Here is a 16,196-nt window from a genome sequence, read left to right as displayed (position 1 = left end):
CATGAGATACCGGCAACTCGACGCCGACGGCGACTATCAGTTGGGCGGCAACGCGGTGTTTCTGGTGGACAGTCCCGCCGCGGTTGCGCAGGCGATCCAGACGCGACTCGGCCTGATTGCCGGCGAATGGTTCCTCGACCAGACGGCGGGAACTCCGTACAACACCGACATCCTCGGCGCGGGCACCGAATCAACTCGTGACATGGCCGTTCAGACGGCGATTCTCGACACGCAGGGCGTGACCGGCATCGCGGATTACGCGAGCTACCTCGATCCCGCTACGCGTCAGTTCACTGTCGCCGCAACCGTCGATACGCAGTACGGCCAGACCACCATTACTCAGACATTCTGATGGCAACGACCTACCCGCTCGCGACACTTGGCCCGACGATTTCGAGCGCCGGGATTTCGATTCCCGCGTATTCGGACGTCTACGCTTCGCTCCAGGCCTCGTATGCCAGCATCTTCGGCAGTGACGTCTATGTAGAAGCAGACTCGCAGGACGGCCAGTTCCTCGCGATCATCGCGCAGGCCATCAGCGATTCGAATCAGGCCGCAGTTCAGACCTACAACGCTTACTCGCCGGCGACTGCTCAGGGCGCGAACCTCTCGAGCGTCGTCAAGATCAACGGCATCGCGCGAAATGTCTCGTCGGCGTCAACGGTCGACATGGCGATCGGCGGACAGGCGGGCGCTACGATCACCAATGGCGTCATCACTGACGCCAACCAGAATGCATGGTCGCTCCCGGCCTCAGTCGTTATCCCGGCCGCAGGCGTCATCGACGTGACGGCCACATGCCAGACGCCCGGTGCAATCGCTCTCGCCAGCGGCACCACGCTTCAGATCACCACGCCGACCCTCGGCTGGCAAACGGCCGCCACCGTGGCTGATGCATCGCCGGGCGCGGCAGTCGAAACTGATTCCGGTCTTCGCCAGCGACAGACGACGTCGACTGCCCTCCCGTCGCGTACCGTATTCGAAGGCACGGTCGGCGCGGTCTGGGCCGTTTCCGGCGTCACGCGCGTCACGCCTTTCGAGAACGACACGAGCTCGGCGGATGCGAACGGCATCCCGGGCAACAAGATCTACCTCGTGGTCGAGGGCGGTGATTCGACGGCCATTGCGCAGGCGATCGCCGCCAAGAAGACGCCCGGTACTGGTACGTATGGCACGACCACGATCGCCGTGACCGATGCGTATGGCATTGCGCACAACATCAACTTCTACCGCCCGACTTACGACGCGATCACCTGCTCGATCACGCTCAAAGCGCTAGCAGGTTACACGACGGCCATCGGCGCAGCGATTCAGGCGGCGGTGGCAGCCTACATCAACTCAGTGCCGATTGGCGGCGCACCGAGCGGCATGGTCGAGTGGGATTCGGCACTAACCGCGGCCAAGTCGGTGGCGGGCAGCAACACGTTCCGCATCATCTCCCTGGCGCTCAGCGGTCCGGGCGGCGCAGGCTCGCCTGATGTGCCCCTCGCCTTCAATCACGCCGGACAGGCAACCTCTTCTAGCGTGACGATCACGCCGACCTAAATGAGCAATGTCTCGGACTACACCTCGCTCGTAACGTCCGAACACCAGGACGCGCCGAAGTTCATGGCGATGGTCTCCGCCGTTTCGCAATGCTTCGTCGACCAGATCAATGTCGCGCAGTCAATTCCGGCTGCGTTCGACCTTGATGCGGCGGTCGGCGTGCAACTCGACGCGGTGGGTTTATGGGTCGGCATCACACGGCAGATCGACACGCCGCTGACGGTCTACTTCTCGCTCGACGTCGCAAGTCTGGGCTTCGATCAGGGTAGCTGGCAGGGGCCGTTCGATCCTTCGACCGGCCTCACATCACTCGACGACGCCACATTCCGCACGCTGATCCGCGCGAAGATCGCCGCCAATAGTTGGGACGGCACGATCCCTTCGGCGGCAGCAGCCTATGCCAACCTGTTTGGCGGCTCAGGAAGCTACGTCTTCCTGCAGGACAACCAGAACATGACGGTGACGGTTGGCGTGTCGGGGGCGATCCCGAGCGCCGTGCTGATCTCGCTGATCTCTGGAGGCTATCTTCCGCTCAGGCCGGAAGGCGTTCTGGCCACCTATGTCTTTCCGTCCGTCAACAACACCGCGCTGTTCGGCTTCGACGTCGAAAACCAGTATGTGTCGGGGTTAGACGTCGGGTCGTGGGGCGTGTCGGGCGCCACGCAACAGAACCTGCTCGACTACACCTTCGCCTTGGGCGTCTCCACGCTTGGCTGATCGACGATAGCGCGCTTCGCCCTCCATTACACTCGCCCGCCTCGTGCGGGCTTTTTATTTTCGGGTCTCTGAATGGTCATAGAAAACGACTTCCTGCCGTTCGCCACCGCCAGCGGCGCCAATGTGCTCTCGCAGTCTGCGTACGTCGCGCTCGGCGCGCTCGGCACCGGCTTCCAGTCGGGCGTCGCCAGTTCGGCGCAACTGAACAAGGTCTGGCGCCAGAGCTCGATCATGTCGGCGGTGCTTGCACAATTCATCGTCAACTCGACCGGTCAGCCGGCGATCGATGACGGCACGACGGCGACGCTGTTGGCAAATCTGACGGCGGCCATCAGCGCCCAATCGGAGGCCACGATTGGCGCTGCGCGCAATGTGTTTATGAGCGTCACGGCAGCGTCCGCTACCGCCACGCTGACGGCCGATGAGATCGTCATCGGCTCCGCTCTCGGCGGCCTGAAATACACGCTCTCCAGCTTCAGCAAGACCATCAACCTCGCCACCACCGGCGCAGGCGGCATGGACACTGGCGCGGCGCCGGCATCGGGCTATGTCGCGCTCTACGCGATCTATAACCCGGCGACGGGTGCGAGCGCCTTGCTTGCGACGAACGCAACGTCGGCCGCCGCGCCGAACGTGTACGGCGGCGCCAACATGCCGGGCGGCTACACGGCATCGGCGCTCGTAAGTGTCTGGCCGACGTCCAGTTCCCAGTTTGTGGTCGGCACCCAGCGGGATCGGAAAATCGCTCGCAGCTCAGTACAGGTGCTCAGCACGACGAGCACCGTGACGACGACTCCGCTCACCGTTTCCTCTGCGATCCCGCCCAACGCTGTGGCCTGCAGCGGCATTCTGGAAGTCACCAATGGATCATCCAGCACGGCACCTGCCATCTCGGTGTATGCCAACGCGCAAAGTTGCGGCCAGCAGTCGATCGATGTGTACGAAACGACCGGGACCACGCTCAATAGCCCGTTCAATGATCTGATGGTCTCCGTCCCCTCGACAATCTACTACGGCACGTCGACCACGAGCGGCACGAGCACGTACGCGATCCGGATCACGGCTTACTCAATCTAAGGACCCCGATGACCACCGTATTTGTCCAGTTCGCTGACGCGAGCGAAACCGAGATCATTGCTGTTTTCGCGTGCGCGCAGAACACGGCAGCCTTCCCGAATCAGGCGCAGATAGACGAGAGAGATGCGCGTTATCAGGCGTACGTCAATCCCGCCTCGACCCTGCAGGGCGCGATCAATGCTCAACTGGCCGCGCTCACGGGCGCCTATCAGGCGGCGATCCAGCAGCCCGTTTCCTTCACCACGGCAGGCGGCGTCACAAAAACCTTCCAGGCCGACACTGATAGCCAGAACGTTCTGCTGATTGCCACGACCGGTTACAGCCTGGCCGGAGCGACGCCCAGTGGCTTCTACTGGGTATCGAGTGATAACACACAGGTTCCATTCGCGCTGGCTGATCTGAAGGGTCTGTATGCGGTCATGCTGGCGCAGGGCAATGTCGCGTTCCAGAAATTGCAAGCGCTCAAAGTGAGCGTCCGGGCTGCGACGACTGTGGCGGCGGCACAGGCTGTCTCCTGGTAAGCCACGACCACTTCAGGCGATCGACCTACCTTCTCGCCATCCAAAGTGCTTGAAGTGAGTGACCGGGTCAGCTTCAGCAAGCCTGACATCTGGATTGGCGGCAAGATAGGCCACTGGATCAAAGTCGGTAGGGAACGGCAGCGGCTCGATTGCGTCCAGGGGATGGGCCCTTCCCGGGGAACGGCCGCTTCCCCATGCGGAAAATATGCCATCGCTCCTCTTTATCGCCTGTCGAATGAAACGTCGACCTCGCCACAGGAAATCGCCCGGAGATGCGGAATCTGCTGCGCGCGCCATGCGGTTCCAGCTTGCCGAAATATATTCGGGCTCCTTGGATCGGCGGAGCGATACGAAAAATTCAGTTCCCATGTAGACCGTGTCATGAAAGCCTTCGCATGCAAAGTCAACGAGGCCGGTCATGCTGATCCTGCCCATGAGCTCGGCAAATGAGCTGGGCGTAAAAGTCCAGCAGTGAGTGTCATGGTAGGTCTTGTTTTCCATCACATCGCGCGCGACGGCCAAGGCATCCTGCCAGTTGTGATGTTTCTCGGCGGTCCTGCTCGTTGCCTGACCTGTCCATATATCCGTTCCGCTCACTTTGACCGCATTCATCACGTAGTCAATCAATGAGTGCGGTTGCGGAACGCGAGCTCGAACAAGATAGCTCAGCATGATGTCCGTCAGGCGCGTGTCTTCCCGCGCGCAGTCGAATGTGAACCTCCGGTCTGGTACGATCAGGCGGACTTCGCCCTGCGGTTTCAGGATGGAGCTGATTTCACGCAACCACGTGATCAGGTCCGGGACGTGTTCGATGACGTGAGAGGCAACCACGTAGTCAACGTACTGGCCGTGAACCGCATCCCGAAGTGTATTCTCGCCCCATATCGCATCCACTTCGACGATTTCATCAATATTGACGCCCGGGTCGTTCCTGTACTTCTCGCGAAGAGTCGCCGAATCCGTATAGTCGACGTAGATCACTCGCCCCTTGTCGCGGCGTACAAACGGCCGGCAGAGGGCGCCGATCTCGACCCCAATGCCGTCCTTAATGTTGAGCCCACGCAGCAACTTCTCGCGTCGATTGTCGAAATCCTGCTGGGCGGTTAATTTTGCGCACATGTTGGGTTAGATATAGGCCTGGTGAATTTTAGGCGTCAATCATATCTGGCTTTTCGTTCACCACGTAAAGTTCGCGCTGATCATGTGCGCCCCCTTCACGCCTGCCGGCGACTCATTGTCCGTTGATCCGTAATGGATCGGCGCATAGATGTAGTTGTATCGAAGGCTGAAGTGCCCCTTGCTGACGGATGCGCCGACGAGCGCGCCGACATGCAGCGCAGGCGACGTCGTGAGCACGTGATCCGTTCCCGGCGGCCCGAGCTTCCAGCCGTCAGTCTCGACGACAGCGTTCGTCGTCCAGGTCGTGCGATAGATTGCCGGGCCGGCCTCGACGCCGAGCGTCCAGCCTCCGCCGATATCCCAATAGGGCTCCGCGGTTAGTGCGATCGCCTGGATCTGTCCGGACGATCGGAATTCGCTCATCTGGCCGCAGTTGTCGGCGAGGCACGTTTTCGATACAGGATCGTAGCCGCCGACCAGACCGCGTGCGGTGAAGTCGCCGGCGTCCTGCGGCGCCTGCGCGTCCCATGACAGCCGACCGAAATACAGATAGTCAAGATGCATGCGTAGGCCCGGCACCCACGAGCGCGGCCGCGCATCGATCGGCGTCAGCACCACGCCGGCACGGAAAGCGGGGAACGTGGTCGGCGTCTTGTTGGAAAAGCCTTCGTCGAAATAGATTCCGTTCCCGGTCTTGGTGTAGTCCGCGAAACCGACGCCGGCCTCGATCGAAAAGAACGATTCCGCATGCGCGCTAGCTGCGGCGCATCCGAGAGACATGAGAACTGCCGCCGCGCGCCAGCGGGAACCGGCCTTGCGATTCGCCCGCGTGACGGCGACAGGTTGACGATTCGCGCGACGTGCGCGGGACGACTGAACCACCCGATTTTGCGTATGCATTGTTTTTCTCCGAGATTAGAGGGAAGCGAAAGACGCGTGATCGCTGCGTCTTCTTCTCGGAGGGGTGGCGTCATGCTTCAGTCTTCTGCTGCATCCTCCGAAAGGTCCACATGCGCGCCGACTTGACGGCACCAGTCGAATACCTGATCGACGGTTGCAGTGCGATTCAGCAGGGCGCCGGCAAGAAATAGCATCGGCAGACTCATCGGCCGCATGCTGTTCCCCGTCACGTATTTCCGCCATTGATTGCTGCCAGCAAGTCCGAACAGGTCGGCCATCTGGTTTCCGGTGAACCCCATCTGGCTTTGCAGATCCCTCAGGTCTTCTGGGGTCGGCGGGGTGTATCGAATGGGCATATCTGGGAAGGCGCGACGAGCGCTTGTGAAATGTGGTTTTCATAATCATCCTCTTCGGAGTGGCGGGCTGCGCAGCTGCGCTACCCTACGTGGTACTGCGAAAGTTACGCTGCGATCTTCTTTTCACCGGCCGCTTTCGCTAAAAAATCTGGCGATACCGGCAAGAACATACTGTTGTGTTTCGGGCGAAACTTGTTAATGTAAAAACGCTCGACATCGTCCAGATCACCTACATCCGCCACTGAGAGAATGTAGTAGGAGTCGAATTTCTTACGCATCGAATGCTCATACAGCCGACCAAGTATTTTCTTGGACTGTCCGATATACACGGTCTCGCCAGCATCGATCAAGAAATAAACCACTGCGCCTTCAGAACGAAGCGGTCCAGATCTTCTAACGATCTCTTCTAGGTCCAAGTCAAGCATCTGCGCGACTCCATCTATTCGATGGGTCTAATGTAGCCCCAAAAGGGCTCTTGGTCAAGTACTAATTCAGTTTCTTTTTCTTCCTGCCGCTATGCTCAAACGCCTCCTCTCCGCCCTCCTGCTGCTCGCCTCGCTGCCTGCATTCGCACAGTTCACGCCCGGGCAAGTCCTGACCGCGGCGCAACTGAATACCCAGTTCGCGACCAAACTGCCGATTGCGGGCGGCACGCTCACCGGGCCACTGACTGTGCCGAGTCTGTCCATTGCGAGCGCCGCAACATTTGGCTCGACGTTCAGATCTCTGCAATACACATTAACGCCGGGCGCCACGCAAACGCAGGCATATGGCGGCCGCGTTCTCGTCACGTCCGGTCCGACTGACAACGCCATCGTCGGCGCAATCGTCCAGGACGGCACCAACGGCAACAGCTTCCCGACTGGCGTGACAGGCTACGGCATGATGAACAATGCCGGCAATCAGGCCTTCGGCGTCTTCGGGCAATGTGACATTGGTTACAGCGGTGGCGCGGCAGTTGCTGGCACGTGCTCGAACGAATTCGATACGTTCAACTACTCGGGTGCTCCATCGACCCAGTTGCCGCCCAATATGGCATTCGGTACATCGCAGGTGAACGCGATTGGCCTGCAGATTGACGCCTATGGAAATTACGCAAGCAGCATAGGGCTGATGCTTGGATACAGCTCGCAGGCCTTTTCGACGGGAATCTATCTCAATCCGCAGTCATCGACTGTGAATGGCATTCTCGTTGACGCCACATCGTCGAACGGGCCGACGACAAGTGCGGAAATTCGCAACTCGGGCGCGGGTGTCAATCTGAATTTGCTGACCGCTGGCACGACGACTACGGCAAATCCCGTTTTGCAGGTGATGAACAGTTCGCGCGCGGTAAAGGCGTCCATCAACCAGGGTGGTGCAGCGACTTTGACCGGTTTGCAATTGAACGAGCCGAGCAATAGCCAGTACACATTGATGGTGAATGCGCCAAGCGATTCAAACGGGGCTGTCATTGCCCTGGTCGGGAATGGTGCGACCACGCCGAACAAATACCTACGCGCGTCAAGCGGCAATTTTCAGATCTGCAATTCCGCATACAGCGCATGCCCCCTTTCTGTCAGTGACGCGGGGAATATATCAACGACCGGCACCGGCACGATGCCGCTCTACGGCACGACTGGAACCGCAGTCAACGCTCCGCATATGGTGACCGGCACCGTCGCGCTGGCATCCGGCACTGCAACCGTCACGCTCAGCGGGTCGGCTGTCTTTACCTCATCGTCGAGCTATGCCTGCACGGCAAACGACACGACCGCAGCCGCTGCGGTGAAGGTCGGACAGACGTCTGGGACATCGATCACGTTCACCGGCACCAGTACGGACACCGTGCAATTCAGTTGCGCCGGCAACTGACCCCGCGCCCTCGCGGCTCTCCCGCCTAAAACACATGCCCGCCACGCGCGGGCTTTTTCTTTTTCTGACCGGGGCTTCCCACATGACCATCGGCGAACAGGCCGCAGACATCGCGCGCAGTGACGTTGTATCGAGCGCAGTGAAATCCCTTCCCCCTGTGTCCGTTGCGGGCATGCATTGGTTCGGGATCCAACTTCCCGATCTCGTTATGGCGGCAACGCTCATCTACACAGTCTTGCAGGTCATCGCACTCATTCGCGACAAGTTCTGGCTACACCGCAGGAAGCACAAAAAGGAGTGAAGCATGAATCTCGCGTTGCTCGAAGCCGAACTGCGCCGCGATGAAGGCGTGCGCTATGTACCGTATCTCGACACCGCAAAGCCGCCCAAGCACACGGTCGGCGTTGGTCACAACCTCGATGTCTCTCCCTTGCCTGCTGGATGGACGTTCCCGTTGACCGACGCGCAGGTAAATCAACTTCTCGCGCGAGACATCTCCACCAGCGTTGCCAAGCTCGATGCCAACCTTGCCTGGTGGCGCCAGTTGGACGAAGTCCGTCAAAGAGTAGTCGCGAATATGGTCTTCAACATGGGCATCGGCAACGCTGCACTCGGCACGGGCCTGCTCGGCTTCAAGAATGCTCTCGCAGCCATGCAGCGCGGTTCATATGCCATTGCCGCGGCAGCGATGCTGAATTCGCAATGGGCAAAACAGGTAGGAGCACGCGCAACGCGGCTCGCGAACGCCATGGAACACGGCGTTATGCCGGTCGTCGCCTGACATTCGTTACACAGATATCAGCCGTATATCTGTCTCACACATAGCCGCCTTAAGGACGGTTTTTTTACGCCATGACCAACGCACAAGACACACACGAGACCACTCGTACGCTCACCGAGGACGTCTTCTATCCCGGCCATGAACCGCGCATCGAATCGCCAATCTTTCGCGCGAGCAAGCGCGAGATGAAGCACGAAGGCGGCTATGTCTGTGCGGTATGCGGCGACGACGAAAAGGTCGAGTCGCATCACCGCTTCTTCGAATGGGCGTACAGCCATGCGATCGCATTCGACTGGATTCGCGACGTCGCACTGAACAAGACCGACGTCATGTTCTCGCACAAGCTGGGCCGCGTGGTGCCGATTCCGAGGAAGCATCCGGTCTGGGATCTGATTCGCCTCACTCAGGGCTTTGATTGGGAAGCGTTCGATCCGATGAAGCCCGAGACGTTCGTCGATTCCGTCTACAACCAGCTCCCGCTCTGCGAGCTGCACCACCGCGGCAAGAACCACGGCCGCCATGAAGAAAGCGATCCGGTCTGGAGCGTTCAGGCGTTCCTGATTCCCGGTTTCGTCTACTCACCCGATGAACTGAAGTCTCTTCACAAGGAGCAAGCATGAATAGCACTCCCCTCAACACCGCTACCGCGGTCGGCGCTGGCGCAGTCGTCGCGCCGGTCGTTGCATACGTTGCCAGCCTGTTGCATGCGACGCTGCCGGTCGATGTTCAAAGCGCGATCGTTGTGTTGCTCGTTGCCGGCGCACACAAGCTGAGCCAGATGCGCGCCGCGAAGCAGGCGGCTGCACCGCAAGCGTGATCAGCACTGCACTACTGGCGCTGATCACACACCTGCAAGTCCTTCCCGCGCTCGACAAGCAATTCGACGTTCAACCCGGCGCAGTCGTCTACGCCGAGATCCCGCCATCCACCCGCCTGAGTCTTTCTGTCGTGAAGGGCAATAACGGCGTAACAGCAAAAGCCAGCGTTCGCTGGCGCTTCTAATCCCATAAAGGCTCACCCAATGAAATCCAAACTCGCCGCTGTTCTGGCTGGCCTAGTCGCGTGCGTCGCATTTGCAGGCTGCGCATCGACTGGCTCGCAACCGCATCTCGTCATTCAACCGCAACAGTTGATCACCGACTTTTGCCCCTCAGTGAATGCCCAGCTCAAGCTGCTGACTCAACCGGCCGCCGCCGCACTGCTCAATCCGACTCAGCAAGCACTCGTCGAGCAGATCCTTACCGTCAACACGGCAGTCTGCACGGCGAACGGTGAAATCGACGCCAACGATCTGCAGACGCTCAACGCGACTCTGTTCCCGGCGCTCATTACGCTCGTCGCGTCGATTCCGGCAATTCCGAACCAGCCCGCAATCCTGATCGGCTTGATGGCCGCTCAACCGGTTCTCTCGCAAGTGCTGACGCTCATCGCGCAGCAACAAGCGGCGGCGGCTGGCACACCCGCATCGGCTCCAGTCGTTGCACCTGACCCGGCTTCGGGCGCGGTGGCGTGATGGACTGGCAGGCGCTCTCATTGGCCTGCCGGCGCGCGAACGCTGCGTACATTGAGGCCGACAACGCCTCGAAAGCAGCGTTCGCAACGCTTGGCGATACGTGGATCGGTCAGGTTCAGGGCAAGTCGTATCAAGCGGTCCTGTCTGTCGATAACGCGGGCAAGACGTGGCTGTCCATCTCTGGCACGCGCGCAAGCCAGGGCGCTCTGATGGACGTTCTTCGCGATGTTCAGCTTGATCCGGTCGCCGTCGATGGTGGCCACGTCACTGCCGGTGTCGCTGAGGATATGGATGAAATCTGGTGCTGGGCGCAGAAGCTCGCGCCAGAGGGCACCGTTTTCAACCTCACGGGCCATTCGCTCGGCGCGGCTCGCGTTCAGGCATCGGTCGCGTTCGTGAAGCCCGAACAGATCGGCTTGATGTTCGCGTTCGCGTCGCCGAAATTCATTGCCGCGGACCTTTTCAAGTCACATGCAGCAGTATTTGCCCGCATGGTCGCTTGCGTTAATGGTGCCGATGGCTGGTGTTCGTGGCCATGGTTCGACCGCCGCTGGCAATGCCGCGCGCCAATCCCGACTGTATGGCTCAAAAACGATCAGGGCGCATTCCAGATCCTGCCCGATGGCAACCAGTGGCAGGGCGGATTCGCGTTCGGTGATCACGATATCGATAACTATCAGAAGCGGCTTGAGACATTGGCCGCCGCACCCATGAAGCCAGCCGCATAACAGGTAACCGGTTGTAAACCCGCTTAACAGGCGGTATGATGTACATGGAGTGAACGGGTAGCCATAAGCCCGCTTCTAGAGTGGCGTGGGGGTAAGCGTCCACGCTGCCGGGTGGTGCCGGCCACTCCATTCCCTCCCCGCGCCCTGAGCGCACATCAATCAGCCCGCAGATTGCGGCGCATCAAATCCCATACTCAGCTTCAAACTGAGCGCAAGTTGTCACCAGGCGACGCTCGCCAAGGTGCGTGATCCAGAGTTCTGCCGCCATCCATTCGCAGAAGGCGGCGTAGACGTTCCGACGAAGTTCTTCAAGGTCGGTGGTCACGCGGTCGAACCACTTGTCAGCGATTACGATGCCAGTGCAGCCGAACCTTGGCAGGCCGAACACCTCTAGCCGATAGACGTCATATTTTGGCTCTCTCATTCCCTCTCCGGCCTGCCATCCGGCAGCGCATCACATTCTCTTCCCAATCTCGGCAGCAGCTCGAACGATTGCGCGCCGTGCTGGCGCGCAATGATCCTCTAGTACCGGCTCGCAAATCACTCGCCGCTCATTGAATTGTTCATCGGCCCACGGAAATTCGGCTTGAACCATCGCGAACCTCTGGCGCAAACTGATATCTAGCTTTACGGCCAACCGCATCGCATCACCGTCGTCGGCAAGCGGGTTCCAGCGGCGAGCATGGACGATAATCGAACTGTCGTCGAGAATTCGCAACTCTCCATACCCCGCGGCTCGTGCGGCCAGTTCCAGCAATTCCCTGTCGTTCATCGTTTGTCCTTTTTCGGTTCTTCGTCATCCGCCCCGATGCAGCGCAACCAGAACGCACACCCTCTTTCCGGCTGCGCGACGATCTGCACTTCATCGCGCACGCACCGGGCATGTAAGCCGTCATTGAAAGGACCGCCCCAATGCTCGCAGAGGCGACAGGGGCGATCCGTCGAGGCGTCGGGGTAGCGGAAATGGGACATGGCGAATACTGTATGAATGTACAGTACTATAGGCCGATTCTCCCGCGGGCAGGCGTAGATTTTCTAAGCGTAGCTTTCAGCGTAGGTTTTCAATTCGATGCCCGTCGAATAAGGCGTTGACGTTGTTCTGCAAGCATCGGTGAAGGGCCGCGAGCGGCACGCCTGGGTTTCGTCGTAGTTGAGGAAGGCCGCTGTATTGTATTACGCGTGTCATGCATCATGGCCCGACGAACACGCCAACCGGCGCCCCGACCTGCTAACCTTGACGCGCCAGGACCGGCCATCGGGCAGACGCGCGGCACGCAGCGCCGCTGCCGTTGTCGTCGTCACCGTCGCCACCGTCGTCATCGCCCCGACCGCGTCCGGCACCACGCACCCCGCCTTGCCGTCAACCGAACTACCGATGCCGCCACTGTTTCGCCGTCTACTGCTGCTATCCCACGCGCTGCGTTACGGCGCGCGCCTGATCTGGCTCGCCGCTCCGCGCGAGCACAAACTGCACTGGATGATCGAGCTGGTCAGCCGCGTGCATGCGTCGGAGCGCGGTGGCGCCCAGCTGCACGGCGTGCTGCCGGCGCTCGGACCGCTCGCGAGCCGCTTCGCGCAGACGCTCGCCGAGCGCCCCGAACTCGCGGCCGGCACGCTGCACGACGCGCTCGACGCCATCGATCACATGGAAGAGCCGCTCGCGCCGTCCGCGTCGCAGGAAGCGCTGGCGAAAGCGTTCGGCCGCCCGCTCGCCGAACTGTTCAGCGCGGTCGACCTCGTGCCGGTGCGCAGCGGCTTCGGCGAGCAGACGCATTTTGCGCGGCTCGCGACACCGGTCAAGGGCCACCACGAGGTCGCGATCAAGCTGGTGCGCACGCAGCAACTGCAACAGATCGGCGACGAACTCGCGCTGCTGCGCTGGGCCGCGCGCTGGCTCGAAAAGCTCTCGCGCACGGCGCGCCGCCTGCAACTGCGCGCGCTTGCCCAGACCTTCACCGACGACATCCTGCGCCGCTTCGATCTGCGCGCCGAAGCCGCGAACCTGAGCCAGACCGGCCATCATTTCGACGGCGACAAGCGCATCGCCGTGCCCGATGTGATCTGGGAACTGTGCACCGCCCACACGCTGACGATGCAGCGCATCAACACGCTGCCGGCGAGCGACCTGCCCGGCCTGCACGCGCATCGCATCAAGCTCGCGCCGCTTGCCGCACATATCGTCGAGGTGGTCACCGAGCAGGCGTTCGAGCACGGCTTCTTCCACGCGACGCTCGATGCCCGCCGCGTACGCGTCAGCATCGAGCCGGACACGCTCGGGCGCCTCGTGCTCGCGGAGTTTTCGATCATGTCGACGCTGTCGAGCGGCGAGCGCGAATTCTTCGTGCACGGCGCGACCGCGCTGTTCGACCAGGATTACGGGCGCCTCGCCGGCATGCATCGCGATGCCGGACACGTGTCGCACGACACGCGCGCGGAAATCCTCGAAGCCGAATTGCGCACGCGCGCCGAAGCGCATTTCGCGGCCGCGCCCGAGGACCGCTCGGCGGGCTCGCTGTTTCATCATCTGCTGCACGGCGTGCTGCCGTTCGACGGCCACGTGCCGGGCCGGCTCGCCACCGCGCAGCGCTCCTTCCAGCAGGCGGAGACGCTGGCGCGCGCGCTGCATCCGGGCGTCGATACGTGGAACATCGCGCGCGGCGTGCTCGCCGATATCGCGCGGCGCGACCTCGATCATCGCGGCTGGCTCAAGCGCATCTCGCACGAGCTGCCGCATCTCGCGCACATGCTGCCGCGCGTGCCGCAACTGGCGGTGCGCTATCTGCAGCAGCAACACGATCGCGCGCGCACGCCGCAGCAGAACGCGCAACTGCTCGCGGAAATCGCGCGCGAATACCGCCGCACGCGCTGGCTGCTGTGGGGCTGCGTCGTATGTGGCGGTGCAATCGGTGCGGGGGCGGTGTTGCTGATGTGGTGAGACGGCACGGGGAGCGGGGTTCCGGTGCGTACGCCGGGGCGGCCTGGGCGGCCGTTTCGGCACATCTTTGGGTGAGCCGTTTCGACAGCCGGCCGCTGCCTCGGCCAACGCAACGACCGCTGCCAAGGCCGCCACGCGCGGGCGTTCATTACCTCGCCCGCATCCGTTCAGTTGCAGCCTCGAACAAGACGCGCGGCACGTCCGCCGGCAAGATGGCGGCTTTTTCACGCCGCCGACCTTCGCCTCGGCACGTCGCCATGCTCGCATCCCTTATCGCCGCCGTCTTCGTCGTGCTGTGGTCGACCGGCTTCGTGGTCGCCCGCGCGATCACGCCCTACGCCGATCCAAATCTGTTCCTGCTTGCCCGCTTCGGCGGCACCGCGCTCGTCTTCACGCTTGCCGCGCTCGGCGCGCGCGCGACATGGCCTCGCGGCCGCGACCTCGGCAAGCATCTGGCCGCGGGCGCGCTGCTGCAAGGTGTCTATCTCGGCGCCGGCTACTGGGCCGTCGCCCAAGGGCTGAGCGCTGGCGTCATGGCCCTGCTCGGCGCGCTGCAACCGCTCGCGACCGCCGCCGTCGCCGCGCCGCTGTTCGGCGAGCGACTCTCGCGGCGCGGCTGGAGCGGCATGGCGCTCGGCCTCGCCGGCGTCGTGCTGGTGCTCGCGCCGAAGCTCGCCGCGGCGACGCCGCCGACGCACGGCAACGCGCCCGCGTGGCTCGTCGTGCTCGTGTCGATCGTCGCGGTTGCCGCGATCACGGCGGGGACCCTGTTCCAGAAGACCTCGCTCGCGAGAACCGACATTCGCAGCGCGAGCGCGGTGCAAAACATCGGCGCGGCAAGCGTCGCGGGCATGCTCGCGCTTGCGCTCGGCGAACATCGCTGGATCGCCTCGGCGACGCTATGGGTCTCGCTCGCGTGGGGTGTCGTGATGCTGTCCGGCATCAGCGTGACGCTGCTCGTGTGGATGGTCAGGCGCGGCGACGCGGCCCGCGCGACCGCGCTGATGTTTCTCGCGCCGCCGCTTGCCGCGCTCGAAGGTTATCTGGGATTCGGCGAGACGCTGTTGCCGGTGCAGATTGCCGGATTTGCCGTGGCGCTGGTGGGCGTGGTGCTGGCGCGGTCGTGAGATGCGGCTGCGCGGCGCCGAAACCATCCGCACGGCGATGCGGACCACGATGCACCCCGCCGCGCCGGCGGGGCGATGGCACGGCAACACAGCAGCACGGCGCAAGAAAACGACAATAGGGCGCGCCGTGCCCTGATAAAGGCCTGCAGCGAAAAAACCGAGCGCCGCCTCAGTGCATCAACTCAATGCATTCAATGCATCAACTTACTGCATCGCCTCAATCCGCCGTATCGGCATGTGCCGGCATCTTCGCGCGCGCACTCGCGCCCGGCGCCGGCGACCACGCCGGACGCCCCTTGCGCTGCGAATCGACGACGACGATAAAACGCCCCGCCCACGGCATGATCTGCCGATCGCTTTTCAGCACCCACAGCGATTTGCCCGAATCGACGAGCGCCGCGTATTCGGCGTCGAGAATGCCGTAGTGATCGAGAAACGCGTTGAGCGACGCGGGAATCCGCACGCAGCCCTTCGAATGGCGGATGCCGAGCAGCGGTTCGAGCCGCTCGGGATCGGTCGCGTGCATCTGGAAACGCATCTGCGAGATGCCGCCCTTGCCCCAGCCGCGCTCGCCCTGCGCCCAGCCGAGATCGAAGATGCGCATGTCGCGCTTGCCGTAGCCGCGAATATGGTTTTCGTTCTGCGTGCCCTCGGAGCGGAAATCCATGTTGTCGGGTGTATGTTCGAATACGCCAAGCGGCGTGATGAAGTGGTCGTATTCGCCGGGCCGTCCGGTCGAGACCGGCGACGCGCCGATCATCTCCCAGGCGTCGCCCGGCGTCGCGCGAAAATAGATGAAGAGCGCCTGCACGTTGGCGTTGCGATCGACCAGCACGACGTATTCGCCCGACAGGCTGCCGAGCGCGTGCGCATCGAGGGCCGCCGCGAGCCGATCGGCGTACGCGCGCTGCTCGGCGGCCGGCACCTTGAGCCGGCGCGTCACGTCCCGCGCGAACACGTCGCGCAGCAGGAACGCCCGGCGCGGATCGACGACGCCGGCCGCATCGGGCGCGGCCACCTCGG

General features: G+C 62.1%; 22 protein-coding genes. 15 read left to right on the top strand and 7 right to left on the bottom strand.

All coding sequences use genetic code 11. The features are described from left to right. Position 1 precedes the first annotated feature (1 nt). The 5 genes from G3N58_RS17585 to G3N58_RS17560 all read left to right on the top strand — a co-directional run bounded on the left by G3N58_RS17585 (position 2) and on the right by G3N58_RS17560 (position 3,860). Positions 2-352, top strand: coding sequence for a hypothetical protein (locus G3N58_RS17585; RefSeq protein WP_205999752.1), 351 nt, complete (start codon positions 2-4; stop codon positions 350-352). After that, complete coding sequence (locus G3N58_RS17580) at positions 352-1,545, top strand: hypothetical protein (RefSeq protein ID WP_205999751.1); 1,194 nt, start codon at positions 352-354, stop codon at positions 1,543-1,545. The genes G3N58_RS17585 and G3N58_RS17580 overlap by 1 nt, the downstream gene beginning before the upstream one ends. Further along, positions 1,546-2,262 (top strand): DUF2612 domain-containing protein, encoded by a 717-nt coding sequence (locus tag G3N58_RS17575; protein WP_205999750.1) that lies wholly within the window; start codon positions 1,546-1,548, stop codon positions 2,260-2,262. A 72-nt stretch (positions 2,263-2,334) separates the two neighbouring features. Beyond that, complete coding sequence (locus G3N58_RS17565) at positions 2,335-3,339, top strand: hypothetical protein (protein ID WP_241017149.1); 1,005 nt, start codon at positions 2,335-2,337, stop codon at positions 3,337-3,339. Positions 3,340-3,347: 8 nt separating this feature from the next. Beyond that, entirely contained in the window at positions 3,348-3,860 is a 513-nt protein-coding gene (locus tag G3N58_RS17560) for a DUF4376 domain-containing protein (protein WP_205999749.1), read from the top strand. 12 nt (positions 3,861-3,872) lie between these two features. On the opposite strand, the gene G3N58_RS17555 is transcribed toward G3N58_RS17560, so the two are convergent. The 4 genes from G3N58_RS17555 to G3N58_RS17540 all read right to left on the bottom strand — a co-directional run bounded on the left by G3N58_RS17555 (position 3,873) and on the right by G3N58_RS17540 (position 6,660). Beyond that, positions 3,873-4,979, bottom strand: coding sequence for a class I SAM-dependent methyltransferase (locus G3N58_RS17555; RefSeq protein WP_205999748.1), 1,107 nt, complete (start codon positions 4,977-4,979; stop codon positions 3,873-3,875). Between the two features lie 57 nt (positions 4,980-5,036). Next, positions 5,037-5,759, bottom strand: a complete 723-nt coding sequence (locus tag G3N58_RS17550) for a hypothetical protein (RefSeq protein ID WP_205999747.1) — start codon at positions 5,757-5,759, stop codon at positions 5,037-5,039. A gap of 197 nt (positions 5,760-5,956) precedes the next feature. Then, positions 5,957-6,157, bottom strand: a complete 201-nt coding sequence (locus tag G3N58_RS17545; RefSeq protein WP_205999746.1) for a hypothetical protein — start codon at positions 6,155-6,157, stop codon at positions 5,957-5,959. Between the two features lie 182 nt (positions 6,158-6,339). Then, on the bottom strand, positions 6,340-6,660 hold the full coding sequence (locus G3N58_RS17540) for a GIY-YIG nuclease family protein (protein WP_205999745.1): 321 nt from the start codon (positions 6,658-6,660) through the stop codon (positions 6,340-6,342). Positions 6,661-6,751: 91 nt separating this feature from the next. On the opposite strand from G3N58_RS17540, the gene G3N58_RS17535 reads away from it, so the two are divergent. The 8 genes from G3N58_RS17535 (at position 6,752) to G3N58_RS17500 (ending at position 11,111) form a co-directional block, all read left to right on the top strand. Next, positions 6,752-8,089, top strand: coding sequence for a hypothetical protein (locus G3N58_RS17535; protein WP_205999744.1), 1,338 nt, complete (start codon positions 6,752-6,754; stop codon positions 8,087-8,089). An 82-nt stretch (positions 8,090-8,171) separates the two neighbouring features. Beyond that, on the top strand, positions 8,172-8,390 hold the full coding sequence (locus G3N58_RS17530) for a hypothetical protein (protein WP_205999743.1): 219 nt from the start codon (positions 8,172-8,174) through the stop codon (positions 8,388-8,390). A 3-nt stretch (positions 8,391-8,393) separates the two neighbouring features. Then, complete coding sequence (locus G3N58_RS17525; RefSeq protein ID WP_205999742.1) at positions 8,394-8,870, top strand: glycoside hydrolase family protein; 477 nt, start codon at positions 8,394-8,396, stop codon at positions 8,868-8,870. Positions 8,871-8,941: 71 nt separating this feature from the next. After that, positions 8,942-9,490 (top strand): hypothetical protein, encoded by a 549-nt coding sequence (locus tag G3N58_RS17520; RefSeq protein WP_205999741.1) that lies wholly within the window; start codon positions 8,942-8,944, stop codon positions 9,488-9,490. Further along, positions 9,487-9,687, top strand: a complete 201-nt coding sequence (locus tag G3N58_RS17515) for a hypothetical protein (protein ID WP_205999740.1) — start codon at positions 9,487-9,489, stop codon at positions 9,685-9,687. The genes G3N58_RS17520 and G3N58_RS17515 overlap by 4 nt, the downstream gene beginning before the upstream one ends. Beyond that, complete coding sequence (locus tag G3N58_RS17510; RefSeq protein ID WP_205999739.1) at positions 9,684-9,872, top strand: hypothetical protein; 189 nt, start codon at positions 9,684-9,686, stop codon at positions 9,870-9,872. Before G3N58_RS17515 ends, G3N58_RS17510 begins: the two co-directional genes overlap by 4 nt. Positions 9,873-9,891: 19 nt before the next feature. Beyond that, positions 9,892-10,383, top strand: a complete 492-nt coding sequence (locus G3N58_RS17505; protein ID WP_205999738.1) for a hypothetical protein — start codon at positions 9,892-9,894, stop codon at positions 10,381-10,383. Next, positions 10,380-11,111 (top strand): hypothetical protein, encoded by a 732-nt coding sequence (locus G3N58_RS17500; protein WP_205999737.1) that lies wholly within the window; start codon positions 10,380-10,382, stop codon positions 11,109-11,111. The genes G3N58_RS17505 and G3N58_RS17500 overlap by 4 nt, the downstream gene beginning before the upstream one ends. A 181-nt stretch (positions 11,112-11,292) precedes the next feature. Here G3N58_RS17500 and G3N58_RS17495 read toward each other — a convergent pair whose 3' ends face one another. Beyond that, a complete protein-coding gene (locus tag G3N58_RS17495; RefSeq protein ID WP_205999736.1) occupies positions 11,293-11,535 on the bottom strand; it encodes a hypothetical protein in 243 nt (80 codons plus the stop codon). 30 nt (positions 11,536-11,565) lie between these two features. Continuing rightward, positions 11,566-11,883, bottom strand: a complete 318-nt coding sequence (locus G3N58_RS17490; RefSeq protein WP_205999735.1) for a hypothetical protein — start codon at positions 11,881-11,883, stop codon at positions 11,566-11,568. 603 nt (positions 11,884-12,486) lie between these two features. Between G3N58_RS17490 and G3N58_RS17485 the strand changes: the two genes are divergently transcribed. Continuing rightward, the gene (locus tag G3N58_RS17485; protein WP_205990988.1) at positions 12,487-14,046 is read left to right on the top strand and encodes an AarF/UbiB family protein; all 1,560 of its coding nucleotides are present in this window, start codon (positions 12,487-12,489) and stop codon (positions 14,044-14,046) included. Positions 14,047-14,303: 257 nt separating this feature from the next. Beyond that, positions 14,304-15,173, top strand: coding sequence for a DMT family transporter (locus G3N58_RS17480; protein ID WP_167049597.1), 870 nt, complete (start codon positions 14,304-14,306; stop codon positions 15,171-15,173). Between the two features lie 217 nt (positions 15,174-15,390). Here G3N58_RS17480 and G3N58_RS17475 read toward each other — a convergent pair. Further along, positions 15,391-16,196 (bottom strand): L,D-transpeptidase (locus G3N58_RS17475; RefSeq protein WP_205999734.1); only part of this gene is annotated, 806 nt, incomplete at its 5' end.

The sequence above is a fragment of the Paraburkholderia sp. Ac-20342 genome (assembly GCF_017104985.1).
Classification (GTDB): domain Bacteria; phylum Pseudomonadota; class Gammaproteobacteria; order Burkholderiales; family Burkholderiaceae; genus Paraburkholderia.
Note: the sequence above shows the minus strand (reverse complement) of the source record. Positions and strands in the feature narration are given on the sequence as shown.